Origin of the sequence: uncultured Parvimonas sp. (genome assembly GCF_963524015.1) — a bacterium.
In the GTDB taxonomy this organism is placed as follows: domain Bacteria; phylum Bacillota; class Clostridia; order Tissierellales; family Peptoniphilaceae; genus Parvimonas.
In genome coordinates this window covers 87,951-110,981 of the sequence record NZ_CAURDT010000001.1, presented here as the reverse complement: position 1 = coordinate 110,981, position 23,031 = coordinate 87,951, and the positions used below count along the sequence as shown (strand labels likewise).

The following is a 23,031-nucleotide window of genomic DNA, read 5'->3' as shown; positions in this document are numbered from 1 at the left end:
CATTAAAAGCTTTAAAAGTCAATTTATTAATGTATATCTTAATTATATTTTGTAGTATTAATTAATTTATATTTAAAAAGATTTTTATAAAACATAAAATATGATATAATGTATTTGAATAAATTATATAAATTTTTTTAATAGGAGGAGATATATGAATTTAAAAGAAAATTCTTTGGAAAAAAGCAAAAATATAGCTAATGAGCTACGAATTGCATTAGAAGAAAAAAACATTTTTCATTTAAGAGATATAATTTACGACACAAATGAAGTAACTCTTGCAAATATTTTTGAAGAATATTTTGATATAAAAGAAATTCTATTTATGTTTAAAGTTATAAAAAAAGAAAAAACTGCTGAAATTTTTGCTTATCTTCCTCAAAATATGAAGCAACAAGTAATAAATGGTCTACAAGATCATGAAATAAAAGTTATGTTGGACTATATGTTTACAGATGATATAAGTGATTTTTTAGAAGAACTTCCAGCAAATATTGTTAAAAGAGTCCTTAACTCAGCTTCTAATCAAAGAAGAAGTGAAATTAATATGATTTTAAACTTCAAAGAAAATAGTGCTGGTTCTGTAATGAGTACTGATTATGTTGAACTTGATCCAGAGATTACAGCTGATGAAGCACTAAAAATGATTAAAGATAAAGAGAGACTTGCTGAAACTATTTCTTATTGTTATATAACTAATGATCAACATATACTTTTAGGCTTTGTTTCAATGAAAAGTATATTACTTGCTTCTTCAAATACTCTAATTTCTGATATTATGGAAACAGATGTTATATCTGTAGAATGTGACGAAGATCAAGAAGAAGTAGCAAAAATATTTACTAAATATGATTTATTGGTACTTCCTGTTGTAAATGATCAACATAGGCTAATTGGGATTATAACTATTGATGATGTATATGATATTATTCAAGAAGAAGTTACAGAAGACTTACAAAAAATGGGTGGTATTACACCAATAGAAGGATCTTATATAAATATGTCTATAATTGAAATGGTAAAAAGTAGAATAACTTGGCTTTTAATACTTATGATTTCTGCAACAGTATCTGGATTTATTCTAGCTAAAAATACCGACTTAACTTTAAAATTTCCTTCTTTAGTAATTTTTATTCCAATGCTTATGGATACTGCGGGAAATGCTGGAAGTCAATCTAGTGCGATGGTCGTTAGAGGTATTGCTGTAGACAATTTAAGTATTAGTGATTTTAAATATGTAATAAAAACAGAATTTTTAAATTCCTTGATTTTAGGTGCAATATTGTTTACTGTAAATATATTGAGAATTTTAATTTTTATGCCAAATATTTCTATTTCTATAGCAATCTTAATTTCAGGAACGATTTATATAATTATAACTATTGCAAATTTAATTGGTGGAATTTTACCATTGTTGGCAAGTACTCTTAAGCAAGATCCCGCATCTATGAGTGGACCAATTTTGACTACCGTTTGTGATGCAATATCACTTACTGTATATTTTGCTCTTGCTTCTTTGTTTTTAGGGGGTGGAATTTATGGAATATAACTTTTTAGAATATAGTAAAGAACAATTATCTTCTCTACTTCCTGAATTAATAAAAGAGAAAAAAGTATTATTAATAAGAGAAATTTTTGATGAATATAATATAGTTGATTTAAGTGAAATATTTAGTGAATTAGAACTTGATGAAGCAATTTTTGTTTTTAAAATTTTACCAAAGGATATTTCCGCTGAGTTATTTACTTATTTAGATCCACTACATCAAGAAAGATTAATTTCAGCTCTATCATCTATGGAAGTAAAAGGCATTTTAGATAATATGTTTAGTGATGATATAATAGATTTTCTTGAAGAAATGCCCGCTAATGTTATTAAATATATTTTAGATAATGTACCATCAGAGCATCGAAAGGAAATTAATACTCTTTTAAGTTATGAAGAAAATACAGCTGGGTCAGTAATGAGTACTGACTTTGTTGAACTTTTTGAAGAAGATACAGTTGAAGAAGCAATAAAAAAGATAAAAGAACAAGCTGAAATTGCGGAAACTGTAAATGTCTGCTTTGTTATAGATAAAAGAAGAGTTTTAGTCGGCATAGTAAATTTACGAGATATTATTATTGCAAAAAATGATAAATTGATATCAGAAATAATGGATAAAAATATTCACTATGTTTATACAAATACAGACCAAGAAGAAGTTGCTTATTTATTAAGTAAATATGACCTAACAACTATTTGTGTATTAAATGATCAAAATTGCTTAATTGGAATTGTTACTGCTGATGATGTTTTGGACATTTTAAATGAAGAAGCAACGGAAGATATCCATAAAATGAGTGGTATTGTTCCTACTGATGGATCTTACTTAAAAACAGGAATTAAGGAAATGGTAAAATCAAGAATATCCTGGCTTTTAATTTTAATGATTTCTGCAACTTTTACAGGATATATTTTACAATATTTTGAAGATAAACTTAGTGCAGTAGCCATCTTATCAGCATCAATTCCTATTATAATGTCAACTGCTGGTAATGCTGGAGCACAAAGTTCAACTATGGTAATTAGAGGAATAGCTGTGGATGATTTAAACATTAAAGATTTTTTTATTGTTCTAAAAAAAGAATTATCTGTTGGGCTACTTTGTGGGTTAATATTATTTATTACTAATTTTATTAGATTATATATTTTTGGATCTAAAAGTACAACTTTTGCAATAAGTTTTGTTGTTAGTCTTACCATAGCAATTTCGCTAATTTCTGCAAATTTAGCGGGTGGTGTACTTCCATTAATTGCAAAAAAACTTAAAATGGACCCAGCAAGTGCCGCTGCACCTCTTATAACAACTATTGTAGACGCAACTAGTTTAATAATATATTTTATGCTAGCTATAGCTATTTTAAAAATTTAGTATTTGATATTAAAAAGTGTAGATGAAATAATAAAACATCTACACTTTTTTATTGTGAAACAACAAGGTTCCCGGGAACCCACCTGATGCGAAGCATCATGGAAAGGTGTGGTTCTTATTTAACATTTATATAAATTTTTTAACTATAAATTAACACAATACATAACAACCTTTCCTAAAATGCTAAATTCATCATCTTTTGAAAATTTAAAATCTGTAAATGAATGATAAGTAGAACAAGGCCTAAAAATTATATCTTCCCCATCTCTAAAAAATAACTTTAAACTATATTCCCCATTTTCAGAAAAGACTACAATATCTTCATCTTCTAAATTATAAATAGGATAATTTAGTTTAACCGCAATGTAACTTCCATTTGGTATCACTTTATTCATACTCTCTCCATTAACATGCATTATGAGAATATCATCGTCATTTGCATAAGGTCCCATAACTGAATCACTTATTTCTATCTTCTCAATTTCAACATCATAATTAGGACCATCAGGTAATCCTGCAGAAACCCCATAAGGTAAATAATTATATACTGATGCCTTTGTTGAATTAGGAGAATTTGAATAGTGCTCCCATCCTAAAATTTCTATTGGACTTGAATTATAGATTTCCGCTAACTTCAATAATCTATCTATCGGAATATTTGTTATTATATCATTTTCATACTTAAATAAATTTTGTTTACTTGTGCCAATAAGTTCTCCTGCATCTTGCAGTGTAAGATTAGCTTTTTGTCTAAGTTCTTTTAATCTTTCTCCTGTCGTCATACTATCACCTCTACTATTCTACAATAATTATACAACAAAATAACTTAAAAAGCAATTTATTTTATATTTTTTTAAATTTTTCTTAAAAAGTATCTTGACAAGTTATTTTTTGTGTTGTATAATAAAAGTAACTTAAAAAGTGATTTATTAATTGGAGGAAAAAATTATGCAAAAAAGAAAAAATAGAAATGTAGAGTTTAATACTCTAGAAATGCTTAAATTACTGTTAACTTTTACAACTTTTACTTTATCATGTTTTTTTATGATAATGTATGGTGTAACTGGAAAGTTGATTTAATATAGATTATAAATTATTAAGTAATAATTTTATATTCTATTAAGAGTTGAGTAATACTGGATTAAAAAACATCTTACTATTGTAAAATATTGAGATGTTTTTTTATTTTTGATATAATTTAATTATAAAAATTTATTGGGAGAACTTTATGGATAATTTTGATATAATATTAGCTAGTAATTCACAAAGAAGAAAAGAACTTTTAAAATTCATATTTAACAAGTTCAAAGTAATTCCTGCTAATATTGATGAAAGAAACTTAGAACGAAAGTTTTTAAGTGAAATTGCCAAAGATAATAAATCTAAATATAGTGAATTATGTGATATACTATCTTTTGAAAAATGTAAAAATGTAGCTACAAATTATAAAAGTTCTTTAATTATTTCAGCAGATACAATTGTTTATGATGATATGTACTTATTTGGAAAACCAAATAATTATGAAGAAGCAAAATTTATGCTAGAATATTTATCTGGAAAAGAACATATCGTCCAAACCTCAGTTACAATATACTTTAATAATACTTTCTCAACATTTTCAGAAAAAAGTTATGTATCATTTTATGACTTGGACGAAATTCAAAAAGCAACAATTAAATCATATATTAAAAATGAAAACCCTTATGATAAAGCTGGTGCCTATGGAATACAAGATGGTGCTAGTCTTTTAATAAAACATATAAATGGTGATTATTTTAATATTGTTGGGCTTCCTATTTCAAAATTAAATAGAAAATTATTAGAAATCGTATCGTAAAAAATCTAGTGAATAAACACTAGATTTTTTACTTTTTATATTATATTTTTCAATCACACATATCATCATTAGGATTATAGAATATATTTCTCATTTTTAAGAGTTTTCCATTTTCTTGTGGAATAAATTCTCCAATTCCAATAAAAATATTATCACAGTATATTTTAAATATTCCTTCTTGTTCAATATTAAATATTTTTCTAAGCCCATTTGAAATATGTTTAAAATATTTTTTATCAAAATTTATGCTTTCATATTCAAAAACATCTTCTATCTTAATCAATGAATTTTTTAATTGCATTTCATCAAAATTTTTAAGTCGTTCTAATGATAAAGCATTTTCAATTGAAAATATTCCATATTTACTTCTACATAGAGAACTCATATAAGCAAAATTATCTGTATCTGATGCAATGTCATTAAATAACGTGCGGATATATGTTCCTTTTGAGCAGTTTACTTCAAAACGTATTTTATTATCATAAAAATTTAGAATTATAAGAGAATAAATTTCAGCCTCTCTTTTTTCTCTTTCTACCTCAATTCCTAATCTTGCATATTCATATAATCTTTTTCCATCTTTTTTTAAAGCAGAAAACATTGGTGGTGTTTGCAAAATTGTTTTGTTATCATATCTTTTTATAACTCCAAAAAACTGATTTTTATCTAAATTTATTTCTTTAGAATTAAGACTTTCACCCCAAATATCTAAAGTATCAGTTTCAATTCCCAGAGTCATTTCTCCAACATAACATTTCCCCATACTTTGAATATATTCAACAATCTTTGTAGCATTACCAATAGCTATGGGTAAAACACCTGTTGCATTTGGATCAAGTGTACCGGCATGTCCAACCTTTTTGGTCTTATATATTTTTCTAACAATATTTACTACATCCCTACTTGTAAATCCTTTTGGTTTATAGACATTTATTATACCATTAAAACTCATTAGGATACTCACTTTTTAATTTTTCTAAAAATAAATTAACAACTGTATTAAAATCTCCATCTATAATACAACCAGCTGCTCTTGTGTGCCCTCCACCGTTAAAATGACTACATACCTTAGAAACATCTACAAAATCTTTACTTCTTATACTACCTTTAAATAAGTTTTCTTTCATTTCTTTAAATAGAATAGAAACTTCAAATCCATTAATATCTCTATAATAATTTACAACATCATCAACCATATCCATTGTTAAATCGGTACCTTCAAAATCAGATTCGAACATTCCTATTACTGCAACTTTATTGTCAAAATATAATTTCGCTCTATTTATTAATTTATTTTTTAGCATTTCAACTTCAAAAATATTATTTTGATAAAGTTTTTTATAAATATAGTCTTTATCTGCACCTAAATCATAAAGATTAGCACATACTCTTAAAGTAGAAGAGGTAGATGATTCATATAGAAATCTATATGTATCAGTATTAATTCCTACTAATAGAGCATTTGCTATATTTTTTGAAATTTTAAAATCAAATTCTTTGAATAAATTATAAACTATTTCACAAGTTGAACTCATATTAGGAAATACATAGTTTAAGTCTCCAAAATAATCATTAGTCTTATGATGATCTATGTTTATAGTTTTTTTAGCTCTTTTTCTAAAAAGTTCACCAATATCTCCAGGTCTATCTATCTCACCACAGTCAACATAAATTAATAAATCTAAATCTTGTTCTGCAGTTTCTATAATATTATCAATAGTATCAAGAAATAACAAGTTTTTTGGAAAATCATCTACTTTTATTCCAAATATATTTTTCTCCAAATTCTCTCTTATTCCAAGTATTACAGATATTGTAGAGCCTATATTATCTCCATCAGGATTTTTGTGAGAAATAACTCCAATATTTTCAGATGATTTAATTAAGTTTAAAATTTCTTCAGTGCTATTGTTCTTCTTCATCAACATTACCATATAATTCTCTCTTTTCTCTATCCTCTTTTGAAACTTTTATTATTAATTCATTCATTAAAGCTGCTTTTTCAAAAGATTCATCCAACTTAAAAATTAATTTTGGAGTATGTCTTAAATCTAAAGCATCTGCAATTCTTTTTTTCATATATCCAGTTGCACTTTCTAAACCCTTCATAATTTTATCTTTAGTTTTTTCATCTCCAAAAATACCTATGCTAACGTAACAAATACCTAAATCATTTGTTACGCTAACTTTTGTTATATTTGTTATTGATGGATTTATTCTATTATCTTTAATTCCATTATATATAGCATCTGATAAAACTCTATTAATTTCAGATTCTATTCTCCCAAGTCTTTTTGTATTCATAAAAAACCTCTATCTTTCAACTTCCTTGTCAATATAAGCTTCAATTATATCAGTTTCTTTTAAATCATTATAATTTGCAATTCCCAATCCACCTTCATATCCAGTTAAAAGTTCTTTTGCATCGTCTTTAAATCTTTTCAATGAACTAATTTCTCCTTCATGTAAGATTATTCCATCTCTAAGAAGTCTGACTTTTGCATTTCTAGTAACTTTACCATTTAATACATAAACTCCAGCTACAGTACCTATTCCTGGAACTTTAAATGTTGCTCTAACTTCAGCTCTACCAATTACTTCTTCAACAAAAGTAGGAGCTAACATTCCTTTTACAGCTAATTTAATATCTTCAATTGCATCATATATTACTCTATATGTTCTGACATCAACATTTTCATGTCTAGATAAGTCGATTGCTCCTTGTGATGGTCTAACATTAAATCCAATTATTATAGCATTACTTGCAGCAGCTAACATTACATCAGATTCATTGATTCCTCCAACAGCACCGTGGATTATATTAACTTTAACTTCTTCATTACTCAATTTTTCTAAAGAATTTTTAACTGCATCAACAGTTCCTCTTACATCAGTTTTAACAATAATTTTAATTTCTTTTAAATTACCATCTTGAATCTTATCAAATAAATCATCAAGTGATACTTTACTTCCTGAAGCAATCATATTTTCTTTTTGAACATTTATAATTCTTTGAGCATATCCTCTAGCTGTTTTTTCATCCTTAACTGCATATATAAAACTTCCAGCTTCTGGTACTTCTGAAAGTCCTAAAATAACGGCTGGCATTGAAGGTGTAGCCTTCTTAATTTTCTTTCCTTTATCATCAAACATAGCTCTAATTCTTCCTGTAGAAGTTCCTGAAATAACTATATCTCCAGAATTTAAAGTACCTTTTTGTACTAAAATTGTCGCTACTGGCCCTCTTCCTTTATCAAGCTGTGCTTCAATTACAGTTCCAATAGCCATTCTATTTGGATTTGCTTTTAATTCTTCAACTTCAGCAACCATTAACACCATTTCTAATAATTCATCAATTCCTTCTCCAGTTTTTGCTGATACTGGCATAGTAATTACATCTCCACCCCAGTCTTCAGGTAATAATCCATTATCTGCAAGTTCAGTCTTTACTCTTTCAGGATTAGCTCCTTCTTTATCTATTTTATTGATGGCTACTATAATCGGTACTCCAGCATCTTTTGAATGATTAATTGCTTCAATAGTTTGAGGCATAACTCCATCATCTGCAGCAACTACAAGAATAGAAATATCAGTAACTTTTGCTCCTCTAGAACGCATTGCTGTAAATGCTTCGTGTCCAGGAGTATCTAAAAATACTATTTTACTATTATTAATATTTACTGTATAAGCTCCTATATGTTGTGTAATCCCACCAGCCTCTTGAGATGTAACTTTAGACTTTCTAATATAATCTAACAAAGAAGTCTTACCGTGGTCAACATGACCCATTACTGTTACAACAGGAGGTCTTGTTACTAAATCTTCTTTTTTATCTTCATAATCTAATGATAAAATTTCATTTTCTTCAGTTATTTCAGGTGTTTCTAATACAACTGTTTTTCCAAACTCTTCGGCAATCAAACTTGCACAGTCAAAATCAATTTCTTGATTAAGCCCAGCCATTATACCTAAAGCAATTAGCTTTGAAATAACTTGAGAACTATTAACTCCTAAACTTTCAGAAAAATCTTTAACTGTAATACTTTCAGGAATTTTAATTTCTCCAACATTTTCTACCTTATTTTCAAATTCTAAGTCACTATCACTTTTAGTTTTATGGTTTGCTTTATTCTTCTTTTTAGTAGGTTTTAAAATAAGATTAGGATTTCTATCTTCTCTCATTTTATGTTCATTTAATGACTTATTTTTTTTGTTTTTTTCTTGACCTTGTAAATGTGTTTTTCTAGCATCTCTCTTTTCTATTGCTGGATCTACCTCTACAACATCATCTAAAAACTCTCTATTCCTATCGTCGAATTTTTTTCCAAAATCTTTTTTATCCTTACTAAAGTTTCTATTGTCTTTATTGTATCCATCTCTTTTATCTTTATTATAAGGTCTATTATCTTTATTGAAATTTTGCTTTTTATCCTTATTATAAGCATCTTTTTTGTCTTTACCAAAATTTCTATTATCTTTATTATAAGAATCTTTTTTATCTTTATTGAATGACTTACTATCTTTATTGAAATTTTGCTTTTTATCCTTATTATAAGCATCTTTTTTGTCTTTACCAAAATTTCTATTATCTTTATTATAACCGTCTTTTTTATCTTTATTAAATGTCCTATTATCTTTATTGTACCCGTCTTTTGAACTTCTATTATCTTTACTCAAGCTATCTTTTTTATCTTTATTTACAGTACTTTTCTTTTCATCAGATTTATTTTCAGATTTAACAGAATTCTTTTCATCTTTCTTATTTTTTTCTGCTTCAATTTTTCTAAAATGTCCAATTACAATCTCTAAATCTTTTCCTTCAAGAATAGACATGTGACTTTTCACTTCTACCCCTAAACTACTAATTATATTAATTAATTCCTTGCTTTGAAGATTTAAACCTTTTGCAAGTTCATGTACTCTAACTTTACTCATACTAGCACCCCTTTGCTATTTAATAGAATCTACATATTTTTTTAGTTCTTCATAAAATTCACTACTTATTTCTGATTCTAATGCAATATTCAATCTCTTATTTTTCTTAGCTTTATCAACACATTTACTTGAAATACAAATATAAGCACCTCTACCGTTTTTCTTTCCGGTTATGTCTAATAAAACACCTTCTTCTTTGTTATTCACAATTCTCATTAACTCTTTTTTTTCTTTTTGCTCTCCACAAGCAATACATTTTCTCATAGGAATTTTTTTTGTTTTCATAAAATCACCTATAATTCAAATCCATTATTGATAAATTCTTGTTCTCCATCAAAACTTACTTCAATTAATCCATTATTAATATCTTCTTTATATTTTTCTAAACCCTTAATATCTATTCTCCAATTTGTAAGTTTTGCTGCAAGTCTTGCATTTTGTCCTTCTTTACCAATAGCTAATGATAATTGTGAATCTGGAACTATTATTATTGCTCTATTTTCACTTTCATTAATAAAGACTGCTATTACTTCTGATGGACTAAGAGAGTTTGATAAATATTCTTTTACATCTTTGCTATAAACAATAATATCAATTTTCTCTCCTCTCAATTCTTTAATAATTGAACTTACTCTTGATCTTTTATATCCAACACAAGCTCCAACTGGATCTACATCGTCATTTTTTGAATAAACTGAAATTTTTGTTCTACTACCTGGTTCTCTAGCAATTGATTGAATTTCTACTATTCCTTCAAGAATTTCAGGAACCTCTAATTCAAACAATTTTAAAACAAAATTAACATCTGATCTTGAGAGTAAAACTTGAGCTCCCTTTGGAGTATTCTTTACTTCCTTAACATAAAATTTTAATCTCTCACCTACTCGATAAACTTCATTCTTAATTTGTTCTGGTGGTGTTACAATTGCTTCAAGCTTTCCTAAATTTATAAATAAATTATTTCTGTCAATTCTTTGGATTTGTCCCGATATTAACTCTCTTTCTTTATCTTGAAAATCATTATAAATTACTTCTCTTTCAGCATCTTTAATCTTCTGGATAACAATATTTCTTGCAGTTTGTGCAGCAACTCTACCAAAATCCATAGTTTTTAGTTTTATAGGCACTTCATCTCCTAAGTTATATTTTGTACTAATAGCTTTTGCATCATCAAAAGAAATTTCTGTTATATTATCTTCAACATTTTCTACAACTGTCTTTATTGCAAAAAGTTCAACTTTTCCAGTAGTTCTATTGATGTTTATCTTAACATTTTCGTATTCTCCAAAATTTTTCTCATAACTTTTCAAAAGTGCTTTCTCTAAAGAATCAAAAATTATTTCCTTTGATACACCTTTTTCACGTTCAATTTCATCTAATGCTCTTAAAAAATCTGTTGTTCCTTTCATCATCTTCTCCTTAAACTTAAATTTCAATTTGTGATTTAATTATTGCAATATCTTTCCTAAAAAAATCAACATTTAATTTTCCCATTATTAAAGTTACTTTTTCTTTATCAAAAGATTTTAATTTTCCAATAAATTCTTTTTCATTATTTATTTTTTTATAACATTTTATTAAAATTTTTTTACCAATAAAAGTTTCTAATTGTTCATCGTTTTTAATTTCTCTTTCAGCTCCAGGAGATGATACTTCTAAAAAATATGATTCTTCTATTGGATCTACTTCATCAAGCCAATCACTTACAATATTACTTGCAATTTCACAAGAATCTAAATCAACTCCACCTTCCTTGTCAATAAAAATTCTTAATACATTTCCCTTAGGCTCTTTTACATATTCTGCATCTACATAATAGATTCCTTTTTCTAAGAAAATATTTTTAAAAGTTCTTTCAATAGTTTCTAATAATTCATTTTCTTTTTTCAATTTTTTCTCCTTTCAATCAGTAATTAAACTAAAACGAAAGAGTGGGATGACCCACTCTTTATAATAAAAGAATATTTTTAATTATTATAACATAGTTTTAAAAACTTTTCAACTACATATCTCTACTTGCTATAATATTTGCCCCAGTATCTAATACATTTTCCAAAATTATATCTCCAACTTTTACGGGAGAAACAACTTCAATCTTATTTAATTCTCTCATAATATCAAAAATCATATTTTTTGGAATTTCTTGTGAAGTTTTTACTGGTAATCTATTGTGTATAGCATTCTTTATCTTAACTGTTGAAGTTATAGTTCTGGTTGGAAATGTTAATTCTTTTTTTCCATAATTTGAACCTTTTGGGCATTTATTTCCAACGACTTTATAATCATTTTCTTCATCAACTGATATTCTACAACCAACTGGACAAACAATACAAACCATATCTTTCATAATTACTCGTCTCCTTTTTTCATGGATATAACTATTTTATCTGTAGTTACAGATTCAATCTGTTTTTTTGTTAACGAAATTTTTTCCATTTCAGCAGGCGCAACATGTGGCCTTTTGAATTCTTTAATAATATTACCATTTTCATCCGTAACTGAAATTATAACATTTTTCTCAACGCTCTTTACCCTAAAAAATATTTCTAATTTATTTTCCAAATTCTCAACTCTTATATTTTGAGGAACTGTATAAAAAATTCCATCTCCATTTAAAATCTCAATCTTTCTACTTTCAAATAAATTATTATCAAAAATGTATTTTGCAGCGGCTCTTCCAGCCTTTTGACTTTCTCCTGTAACAAAATCAACTAAATCATGAACATGACATACATTACCGCAAGCAAAAACCCCATTCATGCTTGTTTCCATATTTTCATAGACAAAAGCACCTTTTGTTCTTCCATCAATTTCTATTCCAATTTCACGAGTAATTTCATTTTCAGGAATTAATCCTACTGAAAGCAATAAGGTATCACATTCTAATTCTATTTCAGTACCCTTTATAGGAATTCTATTTTCATCAACCTTACTTATAACAACTTTTTCAAGTCTTTCTTTACCAATTATATTAGTTACTGTATGTGATAAAAGTAAAGGAATATTATAATCATTTAAACATTGTACAATATTTCTTGCTAATCCATTTGAATAAGGCATAAGTTCAACGCATGCGATAACCTCAGCTCCCTCTAATGATAATCTTCTTGCCATTATTAATCCAATATCTCCTGAACCTAAAATAACAATCTTTTTTCCACACATTAACCCTTGCATATTAACATACATTTGAGCAGATCCTGCAGTCAATACTCCTGAAGGTCTATCTCCCGGTATAGAAATTGCTCCTCTAGTTCTTTCTCGACAACCCATAGCTAATATGATAGCCTTGGCTTGTATAACCTGATATCCATAGTCCTTACTTATAGCATGAATAACCTTATTTTTATCAAAATCTAATACCATTGAATTTAATCTTATTTCAACATTATATTCTTTTGCTAAATCAATAAATCTTTGGGCATATTCTGGTCCAGTTAATTCTTCCTTAAAATAATGTAATCCAAATCCATTATGTATACATTGATTTAAAATTCCACCAGCTTCTTTATCTCTTTCTAAAATCAATACTTTTTCTATCCCATTTTTTTTAGCTTCACATGCAGCAGCTAATCCTGCAGGTCCTCCTCCAATAACAACTAAATCATATTTTTCCATTTTAGACTTTTTACTCACTTTCTTTTGTTTTTCCTGTTATGATATAACTTCCAAAATTAGTATTATAAACTTCTTCAGGTGGAATATTTAGTTCTCTTGAAATAATATCTAATACTTTTGGACCACAAAAACCACCTAAACAACGTCCCATTCCTGCTCCTGTTCTTTTTTTTACTGCACCGAGAGTTCTAGGTGGTAAAGGCATTCTTAATGAATCTATAATTTCTCCCTCAGAGACTGTAATACATCTACAAATTATATTTCCATAAAGAGGATTTTCCTTAATTTTTTTTGCTCTTTCTTCAGGAGATAAATGTTTTATTCTTATAATCTTTCTGCTATCAATATAATTTTCTTTTTCTACAAATTCAACACCAATTTTTTTTAAAATATCTAAACACATTAATCCTATAGCTGCACAAGATGCTAAACCTGGGGATTTAATCCCCGCTAAATCGACAAAATTTTTACAACTTTTAGCCTCTCTAATTATAAAATCAGATTCTGTACTATTTGCTCTCAACCCTGCAAAATTATTGATGTTTTCCCAATATGGGATATTAGAAATAGTTTTTGAAACTTTATCTTTTACCTCATTTAATCCATCAAATGATGTAGATTTATCAGAAATTTCAGAATTACTTTCTGCATTAGGTCCAATTATTATATTGTCATGTGATGTTGGAGCAATTAAAACTCCCTTACCAACTTTAGATGGACATTGAAATAAAACATGTTTAACTAAATCTTTTTGACTCTTATCTAATATAAAATATTGACCTTTAGATGGTGTAATCTCAAATTCCTTTTCACATACCATATTATGAACTTTATCTGAATTTACTCCAGCTGCATTTACTATATATTTAGATGTATATGTATTATCTTTTGTTTTTACTATAAATTTTTCATCTTCTTTTATAATATCTACAACTTCACTATTTAATTTTATTTCAACTCCATTTGAAACTGCAACTTGAGACATTGCTATACATAATTCCCAAGGATCTATTACTCCTGCACCTGGTGAAAACAAAGCTTTAGTAACAGTTTTATTAATATTGGGTTCTATTTTTTCAATTTCTTCTTTATCGATAATTTTTAAATTTTCAACACCATTTTTTATTCCATTATCTAATAATTTTTCTAAAGTTTTCTCATCTTCTTTATTAAAAGCTAAAACTAAGGAACCACATTCATTATATTGAACATCTAATTTTTTTACCAATTCTTTAATTCTTTTTGAACCTTCTACATTTAGCTTTGCCATTAATGTTCCAGGTTCAGGATCATAACCTGAATGTAAAATTCCGCTATTTGCCTTTGTAGTACCATCAGCGACATCAATTTCTTTTTCAAGTACTAAAACTTTTAAATCATACTTAGACAATTCATAGGCAACACTAGCTCCAACTACTCCACAACCTATTACTATAATATCATACATTTCTCGTATCTCCCACTATCTTTACATATTTTTCATAAAAGGATTATTTTCTTTTTCAAACTGCAATGTACTTTCTGCTCCATGACCAGGCAATACTCTATAATCCTTTTTTAAATTATATAATTTTTTTACTGAGTTAATAATTTCATCAAAACTTCCAGTTGCTAAATCACTTCTCCCTATGCTCATCCTAAACAAGGTATCTCCTGAAAGCAATACACTATCCATAAGAATACAGATACTACCAACAGTATGTCCTGGTGTTTCCATTATACTTAGTTTTTCTCCATGAAAATCAATTATCTCTTCATCATATAACCATTTATCTGCTTTCAACTCAATTCCTTTAAAAGGTGGAATTGATTTTGACAAATTTATTATAGAATCTTTTAGTAATTCTTTTTCTTTTATACTTGCGTAAATAGGTAAATTATATTTTTCCTTTATAATCTTGGCTGCACCAATATGATCAGCATGACCATGAGTTAACAATATAAATTCTAAATTGATTTTTTCTTCATCAACAAATTTTATAATATCATCACTATCTCCTCCTGGGTCAACTATAAATCCATTTTTATTATCATTATAAACTATATAACAATTTACTGCATATACTCCAACAACAATTCTTTTTATATTCATAATTTTCTCCTAATAGTTCTTTTTAGAGTCCAGCTGGATTGTAACAGGACCATCATTTTCTAACAATACTTTCATATCAGCTTGAAAAATTCCAGTCTTTACTAAAATATTATTATCGTAAAACAACTTTAAAAATTCTTCATATTTTTTCCTAGCTTCAAAACTTGATAAGCTATTATCAAAACTAGGCCTATTTCCTTTTCTACAATCTCCATAAAGTGTAAATTGTGACACGACTAAAATTTCATATTCATTATCTAAAACAGAATGATTCATTTTATAATTATTATCTTCAAAAATCCTAAGATTTAAAGTTTTTTTATAAATATAATTTAAATCATCAATAGTATCTTCTTTTCCAAAGCCAACAAAAAGAAGGAGTCCTTTGTTTATTCTGGACACTTCCTTCTCACCAACTACTACTCTTGCAAAATTTACTCTTTGTATTACAGCTCTCATTAGGCTCTCACCCTATATACGTCAAGTATACCTTTCAAAGATTTTATCTTATTAATTAGTCTATCAAGCTCATCAATATTTTTTATTTCTACAATAATGTTTGTAATAAATGTTTTATCTTTTCCAGTTTTCGCAGTAATCCCAACTAAATTTAACTTTGATTCTGAAATAATATGTGCCACATCTGCTAATGCTCCAACTTGATCTAAAGAAATAACTGCAACTTCAACCTTGTAAAATAAATTTTTAGTATTACTCCATTCAACAGCAATAAGTCTATCACGGTTTGTAACATTTTTTATGTTCGTGCAATTACTATTATGAACAGAAATCCCTCTTCCTTTTGTAATATAACCTACAATTTCATCTCCTGGAAGCGGATTACAACATTTTGCAAAACTAACTTCAATATTATCTATTCCTTTTACAATAACACCTTTAGAATTTACTTTATTAGTTGTTTTTTCATTTTTTATTTTATTTATTATATCATCAGCAGATTCATGATAATAATCGGTATAAAATTCTTTTAATCTTGGAATAATCTGTTTTAAATTTATACTTCCAAAACCAATACCTGCATACATCTCATCAATTGAATTAAAGCTTAATTTTTTTGCAATTTGTAAAAGCCAGTCTTCTTTTAAAATTTTACTGTAAGTAAAACCTAATCGTCTAACTTCCTTTTCAAGCATATCTCTACCTTGAACAATATTTAAAGCTTTATTTTCTTTTTTAAACCATTGCTTTATTTTTGTCTTTGCTTGAGATGACTTAACTATCTTAAGCCAATCTTTACTAGGACCTGATGAATTAGGATTAGTTAGTATTTCTACTATATTTCCATTTTTTAATTTATAATTTAATGGAACTATTCTCCCATCAACTTTAGCACCAACACAATTATTTCCAACAGCTGTATGGACTTTATACGCAAAGTCAATAGGTGTTGCTCCAGCTATTAAATTAATAACATCTCCTTTTGGTGAAAAAACAAAAACTTCATCGGAAACAAAGTCTTCTTTAAAAGAAGTAATAAATTCTCTATTATCATTAACTTCTCTTTGCCAATCCATTAGTTGTCTAAGCCAAGTTAATTTATCATCAAAACTTGTACTTCTATCAACTCCAGCCTTATACTTCCAATGTGCAGCAATACCATATTCTGCCGTCTTATGCATTTCAAAAGTTCTTATTTGTACTTCAAAAACATCACCTGAATTACTAATAAGAGTATTGTGCAAAGATTGATACAAATTAGGTTTAGGTACAGCAATATAGTCTTTAAATCTTGAAGGTATAGGTTTCCATTTAGAATGAACTATTCCTAAAACAGCGTAACAATCACTGATAGTTGGAACTATAATTCTAACAGCTGTTAGGTCAAAAATTTCATCAAAGCTTTTATTTTGTTTATACATTTTCTTATATATACTATATAAACTTTTTGGCCTTCCACTTATTTCACCTTGAATATTATGTTCTTTAAGGCTTTTACTTATTTCTTCAATTATATCATTTATAATCTTTTCTCTTTCACTTCTCTTTTTCTTAACTCTCTCTGCTAAGTCATAATATATTTCAGGTTCTAAGTATCTTAAAGATAAATCTTCAAGTTCCCATTTAACATTACTCATACCTAATCTATAAGCTAAGGGAGCATAAATTTCTAATGTTTCTTTTGCTTTTTCTAATTGCTTAGCTTTCTTCATATATTCTAAAGTTCTTATATTGTGAAGTCTATCGGCAATTTTTATTATAATAACTCTAATATCAGAATTCATTGCTAAAAGCATTTTTCTAAGATTATCAGCTTGTGACTCTTGTTTGCTTTGATACTTAATTTTTTTAAGTTTTGTAACTCCATCAACTAGGTTAGCAATTTCTTCATCAAACATTCCTGCCATCTCTTCATAAGTAACCTCAGTATCCTCAAGAATATCATGCATAAGTCCAGCTATAATAGTAGCATCATCCATATATAAATCAGCTAAAATATTGGCTACTGCAACTGGATGAATAAAGTACGGTTCTCCAGAATTTCTAAATTGTCCTTCATGACATTCTTTAGTAAAATTATAAGCTTTTGTAATTTTTTCAACATCTGTACTTGGATTATAACTCTTAATTTTTGATAATAATTCATCTAACATTTTCTCACCTCCTACCTTATGTCCTTTATGAGTAATTGTATTGATTTAGTATTCATATATTCGTTAATTACCGGAGTATATAAAATATCAATAAATTTATTTTTTATATCATTATATTCTGACAATATATCACTAGTTTTAAATTTTTCATTAAAATACTTAATGTACTTATCATAATTAGTAAAAATAATACCACTAAACTCAATTTCATCTTGTTTTAGAACTAATTTAATTACATTTTTATTTTTTCCAATAATTGATAAAGACTTAATTTCTACATTCTTAGTTCCAAATAAAGGTTCTGGATTTGCCTTTCCGTATGGTTCTAACAATTTTAATTCATCAACTATATTATAATTTAATAATTTAAAATCTAAAGAACAGTCTATTTTTACTTTTTCGATAAAATTATCAGGAGTTAAATTTGAATTTTTATTTAATTCCTTTCTTAATATATCTAAATTTTCTTCTTTTATTGAGAATCCAGCTGCCATTGCATGACCACCTAATTTTTCAAAAAGATTTGAAAAATCTCTCAATTTTGAAATAATATTATAGTCTTCAATACTTCTAGCACTACCTTTTAGAATTCCCTCTTCTTTTGCCTTGGAAAAAACTAAAGTTGGCTTATAATAATAGTCTTTAATTCTTCCAGCAACGATTCCAGCAATTGATTCATGAATTTCTTCATCATACACTACAATAATATCGTCCTCATAATACTTATTATCTTTAATTTTTAAATTAACTCTGGAGTATGCTTCATTAGTTAAATCTTTTCTTTTATTATTTAATTCAACTAGTTTTTTTGCAAAATTTTCTGCAGATTTTTCATCTTCTTCTAAAAATAAATCCACACCAATACTTGCAGATTCTAGCCTTCCTGCAGCATTAATACAAGGTCCTAACTTAAATCCTAATGAGGTAGTCGTAATTTTCCCTATCTCATTCTCTTTTTTTAGTTTATTAACTCCAATATTATCACTATAATTTAATAATTCTAATCCTTTTTTCACAAAAAATCTATTTTCGTCTATTAAATCAACCACATCACAAACAGTACCCATAGAAACAAATTGCAATAAATCTATCAAATAATGTTCATCTCCACCTAATTCATCAAATAGCGCTTGCATTAATTTAAATGCAACACCAGCGCCACATAATTCTTTAAATGGATATTCACAATCAACTCTATGAGGGTTAATTACAGCTTTTGCTTTAGGAAGAATTTGGTTTCCTCCATCATCAAAACAAACTTGATGATGATCTGTTATAATCATTGGAATATTTAAATAATTACAATACTCTGCAACTTCAAATGCAGATATTCCATTATCACATGTTATAATTAAATCTACACCTTTTTGTTTAGCAGTATCTACAATTCCTTTTGAAATTCCATATCCATCTTCAATTCTATTAGGAATTGCAAAACTAATATTATCTGTAAAGAATCCAATACCTTTCATCAAAACAACTGTAGCAGAATTACCATCTTGATCATAATCGCCTACAATTTGTATATGTAAATTATTATCTATTGCATCTACCAGAATTTCAATCGCGATATCTAGATCTTTCATCAAAAAAGGATTATGAAGGTATTTATAGTCAGGATATAAAAAATTTTTTACATTAGCAGAATCAATTTTTCTATTAGCTAAAAGTTGACATGTAATATATGAAAACTCACTATTATTTTTGAAATTATCTTTAGTTAGTCCATTATCAGATTTAATAAACCATCTTTTCATAAATACCTCCTTTCATCTTGCATATAAAGAAAAAATAGACGAAATCCGTCTATTTAATTAAAATTAATTTTCTTCGCTATCTTCCTCTTCTTCATCATCTTCATTATCAGAAGGTTCTTCAGATTTGCTAACGATAGAATGAATAGCAGATTTAATAAATTCTATTTTTGTTCCATCATCAGATGTTTCAATTACAACGTCAGTATCTGTAAGCTCAACTATCTTGCCTTTAATTCCTCCAATTGTAACTATATTATCTCCGATTTTTAAATTTTCTCTCATTTCCATTATAGCTTTTTGTCTTTTCTTTTGAGGTTTTATTAAAAGAAAATAAGCAATAGCCATAAATCCGCCTAACATAACTAGCTGCATAGTCACTTGATCCATAACATTCCTCCTAAACTTAAATATACGACTATATTTTAACACAAAATATATTATATTTCAAATATTTATAATTACAAATTACAATAAATTTTAGATTTTGAAAATAAAAAAATTATAATCCTAAAGATAGTTCCAATCTGGATTTTATGAATAAACATATTTTCTTAAAATAAGAACCCCACCCTTCCATGATGCTTCGCATCAGGTGGGTTCCCGGGAACCTTGTTATTTTGCAATAAAAGAGCTAAGAAATTATCTTAGCTCTATATTAGCAAATATAAATTTATGAGATACAAATTTTTCCATTAACATTTTTAAAATTAATAATAGAATCTGGCTTAATTTTACCTTCAATCAACTTTGTCGCTATTTCTGTTTCAATATTTTTTTGAATATATCTTTTAATTATTCTAGCGCCATAATTATAAGAGTATGTCGAATCTAAAATTAATTTCTTACAATCTTCATCCAAATTAATTTTTACTCCAATATCTTTTAATCTTCCTTCAATTTCTGAAATAGTCATATCAATTATCTTGTAAAGTTCTTCTTTTTGTAATGGTTTAAATAAAACTATATCATCAACCCTATTTAAAAATTCAGGTCTAAAAGAGCTTTTTAACTCTTTCATAACTTCAGCTTCAGCTTCTTTCTTTATTTTGCCATTTTCATCTATTCCATCAAGCAAGTAAATTGAACCTATATTTGAAGTCATAATTATGATAGTATTTTTGAAATCTACAACTCTTCCTTGATTATCAGTAAGCCTTCCATCATCAAGAACTTGTAAAAGTATATTAAATACATCAGGATGGGCTTTTTCAATTTCGTCAAATAGAATTACACAATATGGATTTCTTCTAACTCTTTCAGTAAGTTGACCTCCTTCATCATATCCTACATATCCTGGAGGAGCTCCTATTAGTCTTGAAACAGAATGTTTTTCCATATATTCACTCATATCTATTCTAACAAGATTTTTTTCACTATCAAACATACTTTCACATAATGTTTTTGCTAATTCAGTTTTACCAACACCTGTCGGACCTAAGAAAATAAATGAACCTATAGGTTTATTTTCATCTTTTAATCCACTTCTTGATCTTAATATACAATCTCTTACCAAATCAATAGCTTCATCTTGACCTACAACTCTTTTATGCAAAATATCTCCAAGATGCAACAGTTTTTCTTTTTCTCCTTCTACTAATTTTTTTATAGGAATATTCGTCCATTTAGAAATTACTTCAGCTATTGTTTCTTCTGTAACTTCTTCTTTTAGATAACTTTCTTTTTCTTTCTTCTTTTCATTTAGTTCAGCTAACTTTAATTCTAAATTTGCAAGTTTTCCATATCTTAATTCGGAAAGTTTTTCAAAGTCATATTCTCTTTCAGCTTTTTCAATATCTATTCTAACGGAATCAATTTCTGCTTTTACAGCCTTTATTTCATTTATATCCTTTTTATCACTTTCCCATTTAGCAAGTTCAACATTGTATTTATTTTTTACATTTGAAAGCTCAACTTCTAAGTCTTGCAATCTTTTTTTACTAATTTCATCAGTTTCTTTAGTTAATCCTGCTTTTTCAATTTCTAATTGTAAAACTTTTCTTCTTAAATCATCAATTTCTTGAGGCATTGAATCTATTTCAGTTCTAATCATTGAAGAGGCTTCATCCATTAAATCAATAGCTTTATCCGGTAAAAATCTATCTGTAATATATCTGTCACTTAATGTTACACAGGCAATAACCGCCGCATCTGTTATCTTAATTCCGTGATGAATTTCATATTTTTCTTTTATTCCCCTAAGTATTGAAATAGTATCTTCAACTGAAGGCTCTTTTACTAGTACTTTTTGAAATCTTCTTTCTAAAGCTCCATCTTTTTCAATATATTTCCTATATTCATCAAGTGTTGTTGCACCAATTGTGTGCAATTCTCCTCTAGCAAGCATTGGTTTTAACATATTTGATGCATCCAAAGCTCCATCGGTTTTTCCTGCACCAACTAAAGTGTGAATTTCATCAATGAATAAAATTATTTCGCCTTCTGAATTTTTGATTTCTTCAAGAACAGCCTTTAATCTTTCCTCAAATTCCCCTCTAAATTTTGCTCCAGCAATTAAACTTCCCATATCTAATGAAAAAATTATTTTATTCTTTAATCCATCTGGAACGTCATTATTTACAATTCTTTGAGCTAATCCTTCAACAATAGCTGTCTTACCAACACCAGGTTCCCCTATTAAAACAGGATTATTTTTTGTTCTTCTTGATAAAATTCTAATTGAATGTCTAATTTCTTCATCTCTACCAATCACAGGATCAAGTTTACCATTTCTTGCTTCTTCAGTTAAATTTCTTCCATACTTTAACAACTCTTCACTAGTACTTCCTTCTTTATGTTCATTTTTCATATTCTTAATTCCCATTAAAGCGTATTTGAATGAATTATAAGTTATATTATATTTTTTAAAAATATCTGAAGATTTAATATTCTTTTCTTTTAAAAGGGAAAGATAGATATGTTCAGGTAAAATTGTACTATCTCCAGTTCCATTTATTTCATCTTCGGAATTAAGCAAAATTCTTTGATAAACGGTATTTGGATAAATGTTAGAATCTCCATATTGTGAAGGTAAATTATCAAATGCAAGTTTTACATCATTCCTATAATTATCTATATTTACATTCATGATATTTAAAATTTTAATAATTATATTATCATTATCAATCAAAGCTTTGTGTAAATGAATATCTGATATTTCTACATTTGCATTTTTTATTGCTAAACTTTGAGACTCTTCTACAATTTTCATTGCATCACTACTAAATTTTTCTAAATTCATAATACTCCTCCTTTTTTTTGAATTTAA

At 27.3% G+C, this 23,031-nt stretch carries 21 protein-coding genes; 4 read left to right on the top strand and 17 right to left on the bottom strand.

The window, feature by feature from the left end; all coding sequences use genetic code 11:
* Positions 1–154: 154 nt before the first annotated feature.
* Positions 155–1,549 carry a magnesium transporter gene (gene mgtE / locus RWJ08_RS00485; RefSeq protein WP_313960717.1) on the top strand — a complete coding sequence of 465 codons (1,395 nt, stop codon included), beginning with the start codon at positions 155–157 and terminating at the stop codon, positions 1,547–1,549.
* Positions 1,539–2,915 (top strand): magnesium transporter, encoded by a 1,377-nt coding sequence (gene mgtE, locus RWJ08_RS00480; RefSeq protein ID WP_313960716.1) that lies wholly within the window; start codon positions 1,539–1,541, stop codon positions 2,913–2,915. Before mgtE (RWJ08_RS00485) ends, mgtE (RWJ08_RS00480) begins: the two co-directional genes overlap by 11 nt.
* Before the next feature lie 143 nt (positions 2,916–3,058).
* Here the strand turns inward: mgtE (RWJ08_RS00480) and RWJ08_RS00475 are convergent, their stop codons facing one another.
* A complete protein-coding gene (locus RWJ08_RS00475; RefSeq protein WP_313960715.1) occupies positions 3,059–3,697 on the bottom strand; it encodes an XRE family transcriptional regulator in 639 nt (212 codons plus the stop codon).
* 166 nt (positions 3,698–3,863) lie between these two features.
* Between RWJ08_RS00475 and RWJ08_RS00470 the strand changes: the two genes are divergently transcribed.
* Positions 3,864–3,995, top strand: coding sequence for a hypothetical protein (locus RWJ08_RS00470; protein WP_313960714.1), 132 nt, complete (start codon positions 3,864–3,866; stop codon positions 3,993–3,995).
* A 148-nt stretch (positions 3,996–4,143) separates the two neighbouring features.
* On the top strand, positions 4,144–4,752 hold the full coding sequence (locus RWJ08_RS00465) for a Maf family protein (RefSeq protein ID WP_313960713.1): 609 nt from the start codon (positions 4,144–4,146) through the stop codon (positions 4,750–4,752).
* A 49-nt stretch (positions 4,753–4,801) separates the two neighbouring features.
* Here the strand turns inward: RWJ08_RS00465 and truB are convergent, their stop codons facing one another.
* From truB to RWJ08_RS00385, 16 genes are all read right to left on the bottom strand, one after another.
* Positions 4,802–5,704, bottom strand: coding sequence for a tRNA pseudouridine(55) synthase TruB (truB, locus tag RWJ08_RS00460; RefSeq protein WP_313960712.1), 903 nt, complete (start codon positions 5,702–5,704; stop codon positions 4,802–4,804).
* Positions 5,694–6,686, bottom strand: a complete 993-nt coding sequence (locus tag RWJ08_RS00455; protein ID WP_313960711.1) for a bifunctional oligoribonuclease/PAP phosphatase NrnA — start codon at positions 6,684–6,686, stop codon at positions 5,694–5,696. The genes truB and RWJ08_RS00455 overlap by 11 nt, the downstream gene beginning before the upstream one ends.
* Positions 6,658–7,056 carry a 30S ribosome-binding factor RbfA gene (gene rbfA, locus RWJ08_RS00450; RefSeq protein ID WP_009732815.1) on the bottom strand — a complete coding sequence of 133 codons (399 nt, stop codon included), beginning with the start codon at positions 7,054–7,056 and terminating at the stop codon, positions 6,658–6,660. Before rbfA ends, RWJ08_RS00455 begins: the two co-directional genes overlap by 29 nt.
* Before the next feature lie 9 nt (positions 7,057–7,065).
* Entirely contained in the window at positions 7,066–9,687 is a 2,622-nt protein-coding gene (gene infB, locus RWJ08_RS00445) for a translation initiation factor IF-2 (RefSeq protein ID WP_313960710.1), read from the bottom strand.
* 15 nt (positions 9,688–9,702) lie between these two features.
* Positions 9,703–9,972: an RNase P modulator RnpM gene (gene rnpM, locus RWJ08_RS00440; RefSeq protein ID WP_313960709.1), complete on the bottom strand. Its 270-nt coding sequence runs from the start codon at positions 9,970–9,972 to the stop codon at positions 9,703–9,705.
* An 8-nt stretch (positions 9,973–9,980) separates the two neighbouring features.
* Positions 9,981–11,096 carry a transcription termination factor NusA gene (gene nusA, locus RWJ08_RS00435; RefSeq protein ID WP_313960708.1) on the bottom strand — a complete coding sequence of 372 codons (1,116 nt, stop codon included), beginning with the start codon at positions 11,094–11,096 and terminating at the stop codon, positions 9,981–9,983.
* A 16-nt stretch (positions 11,097–11,112) separates the two neighbouring features.
* Positions 11,113–11,577, bottom strand: a complete 465-nt coding sequence (gene rimP, locus RWJ08_RS00430) for a ribosome maturation factor RimP (protein ID WP_313960707.1) — start codon at positions 11,575–11,577, stop codon at positions 11,113–11,115.
* Positions 11,578–11,689: 112 nt separating this feature from the next.
* The gene (locus tag RWJ08_RS00425) at positions 11,690–12,034 is read right to left on the bottom strand and encodes a DUF1667 domain-containing protein (RefSeq protein ID WP_293439988.1); all 345 of its coding nucleotides are present in this window, start codon (positions 12,032–12,034) and stop codon (positions 11,690–11,692) included.
* A 2-nt stretch (positions 12,035–12,036) separates the two neighbouring features.
* Positions 12,037–13,305: an NAD(P)/FAD-dependent oxidoreductase gene (locus tag RWJ08_RS00420; RefSeq protein WP_039868400.1), complete on the bottom strand. Its 1,269-nt coding sequence runs from the start codon at positions 13,303–13,305 to the stop codon at positions 12,037–12,039.
* Between the two features lie 10 nt (positions 13,306–13,315).
* Complete coding sequence (locus tag RWJ08_RS00415; RefSeq protein ID WP_313960706.1) at positions 13,316–14,752, bottom strand: NAD(P)/FAD-dependent oxidoreductase; 1,437 nt, start codon at positions 14,750–14,752, stop codon at positions 13,316–13,318.
* A 21-nt stretch (positions 14,753–14,773) separates the two neighbouring features.
* Positions 14,774–15,397: an MBL fold metallo-hydrolase gene (locus tag RWJ08_RS00410; protein WP_313960705.1), complete on the bottom strand. Its 624-nt coding sequence runs from the start codon at positions 15,395–15,397 to the stop codon at positions 14,774–14,776.
* Positions 15,398–15,406: 9 nt separating this feature from the next.
* Positions 15,407–15,856, bottom strand: coding sequence for a D-aminoacyl-tRNA deacylase (gene dtd / locus RWJ08_RS00405; protein WP_313960704.1), 450 nt, complete (start codon positions 15,854–15,856; stop codon positions 15,407–15,409).
* A complete protein-coding gene (locus RWJ08_RS00400) occupies positions 15,856–18,009 on the bottom strand; it encodes a bifunctional (p)ppGpp synthetase/guanosine-3',5'-bis(diphosphate) 3'-pyrophosphohydrolase (RefSeq protein ID WP_313960703.1) in 2,154 nt (717 codons plus the stop codon). The genes dtd and RWJ08_RS00400 overlap by 1 nt, the downstream gene beginning before the upstream one ends.
* Before the next feature lie 11 nt (positions 18,010–18,020).
* Entirely contained in the window at positions 18,021–19,766 is a 1,746-nt protein-coding gene (gene recJ, locus RWJ08_RS00395; RefSeq protein ID WP_313960702.1) for a single-stranded-DNA-specific exonuclease RecJ, read from the bottom strand.
* A 63-nt stretch (positions 19,767–19,829) separates the two neighbouring features.
* Positions 19,830–20,153 (bottom strand): preprotein translocase subunit YajC, encoded by a 324-nt coding sequence (yajC, locus tag RWJ08_RS00390; protein WP_009372467.1) that lies wholly within the window; start codon positions 20,151–20,153, stop codon positions 19,830–19,832.
* A gap of 283 nt (positions 20,154–20,436) precedes the next feature.
* Complete coding sequence (locus RWJ08_RS00385; RefSeq protein WP_313960701.1) at positions 20,437–23,004, bottom strand: AAA family ATPase; 2,568 nt, start codon at positions 23,002–23,004, stop codon at positions 20,437–20,439.
* Positions 23,005–23,031 lie beyond the last annotated feature (27 nt).

Coding starts and splice junctions, on each gene's coding strand:
- mgtE (WP_313960717.1), top strand. CDS start 155: ATGAATTTAAAAGAAAATTCTTTGGAAAAAAGCAAAAATATAGCTAAT.
- mgtE (WP_313960716.1), top strand. CDS start 1,539: ATGGAATATAACTTTTTAGAATATAGTAAAGAACAATTATCTTCTCTA.
- RWJ08_RS00475 (WP_313960715.1), bottom strand. CDS start 3,697: ATGACGACAGGAGAAAGATTAAAAGAACTTAGACAAAAAGCTAATCTT.
- RWJ08_RS00470 (WP_313960714.1), top strand. CDS start 3,864: ATGCAAAAAAGAAAAAATAGAAATGTAGAGTTTAATACTCTAGAAATG.
- RWJ08_RS00465 (WP_313960713.1), top strand. CDS start 4,144: ATGGATAATTTTGATATAATATTAGCTAGTAATTCACAAAGAAGAAAA.
- truB (WP_313960712.1), bottom strand. CDS start 5,704: ATGAGTTTTAATGGTATAATAAATGTCTATAAACCAAAAGGATTTACA.
- RWJ08_RS00455 (WP_313960711.1), bottom strand. CDS start 6,686: ATGGTAATGTTGATGAAGAAGAACAATAGCACTGAAGAAATTTTAAAC.
- rbfA (WP_009732815.1), bottom strand. CDS start 7,056: ATGAATACAAAAAGACTTGGGAGAATAGAATCTGAAATTAATAGAGTT.
- infB (WP_313960710.1), bottom strand. CDS start 9,687: ATGAGTAAAGTTAGAGTACATGAACTTGCAAAAGGTTTAAATCTTCAA.
- rnpM (WP_313960709.1), bottom strand. CDS start 9,972: ATGAAAACAAAAAAAATTCCTATGAGAAAATGTATTGCTTGTGGAGAG.
- nusA (WP_313960708.1), bottom strand. CDS start 11,096: ATGAAAGGAACAACAGATTTTTTAAGAGCATTAGATGAAATTGAACGT.
- RWJ08_RS00425 (WP_293439988.1), bottom strand. CDS start 12,034: ATGAAAGATATGGTTTGTATTGTTTGTCCAGTTGGTTGTAGAATATCA.
- RWJ08_RS00420 (WP_039868400.1), bottom strand. CDS start 13,305: ATGGAAAAATATGATTTAGTTGTTATTGGAGGAGGACCTGCAGGATTA.
- RWJ08_RS00415 (WP_313960706.1), bottom strand. CDS start 14,752: ATGTATGATATTATAGTAATAGGTTGTGGAGTAGTTGGAGCTAGTGTT.
- RWJ08_RS00410 (WP_313960705.1), bottom strand. CDS start 15,397: ATGAATATAAAAAGAATTGTTGTTGGAGTATATGCAGTAAATTGTTAT.
- dtd (WP_313960704.1), bottom strand. CDS start 15,856: ATGAGAGCTGTAATACAAAGAGTAAATTTTGCAAGAGTAGTAGTTGGT.
- RWJ08_RS00400 (WP_313960703.1), bottom strand. CDS start 18,009: ATGTTAGATGAATTATTATCAAAAATTAAGAGTTATAATCCAAGTACA.
- recJ (WP_313960702.1), bottom strand. CDS start 19,766: ATGAAAAGATGGTTTATTAAATCTGATAATGGACTAACTAAAGATAAT.
- yajC (WP_009372467.1), bottom strand. CDS start 20,153: ATGGATCAAGTGACTATGCAGCTAGTTATGTTAGGCGGATTTATGGCT.
- RWJ08_RS00385 (WP_313960701.1), bottom strand. CDS start 23,004: ATGAATTTAGAAAAATTTAGTAGTGATGCAATGAAAATTGTAGAAGAG.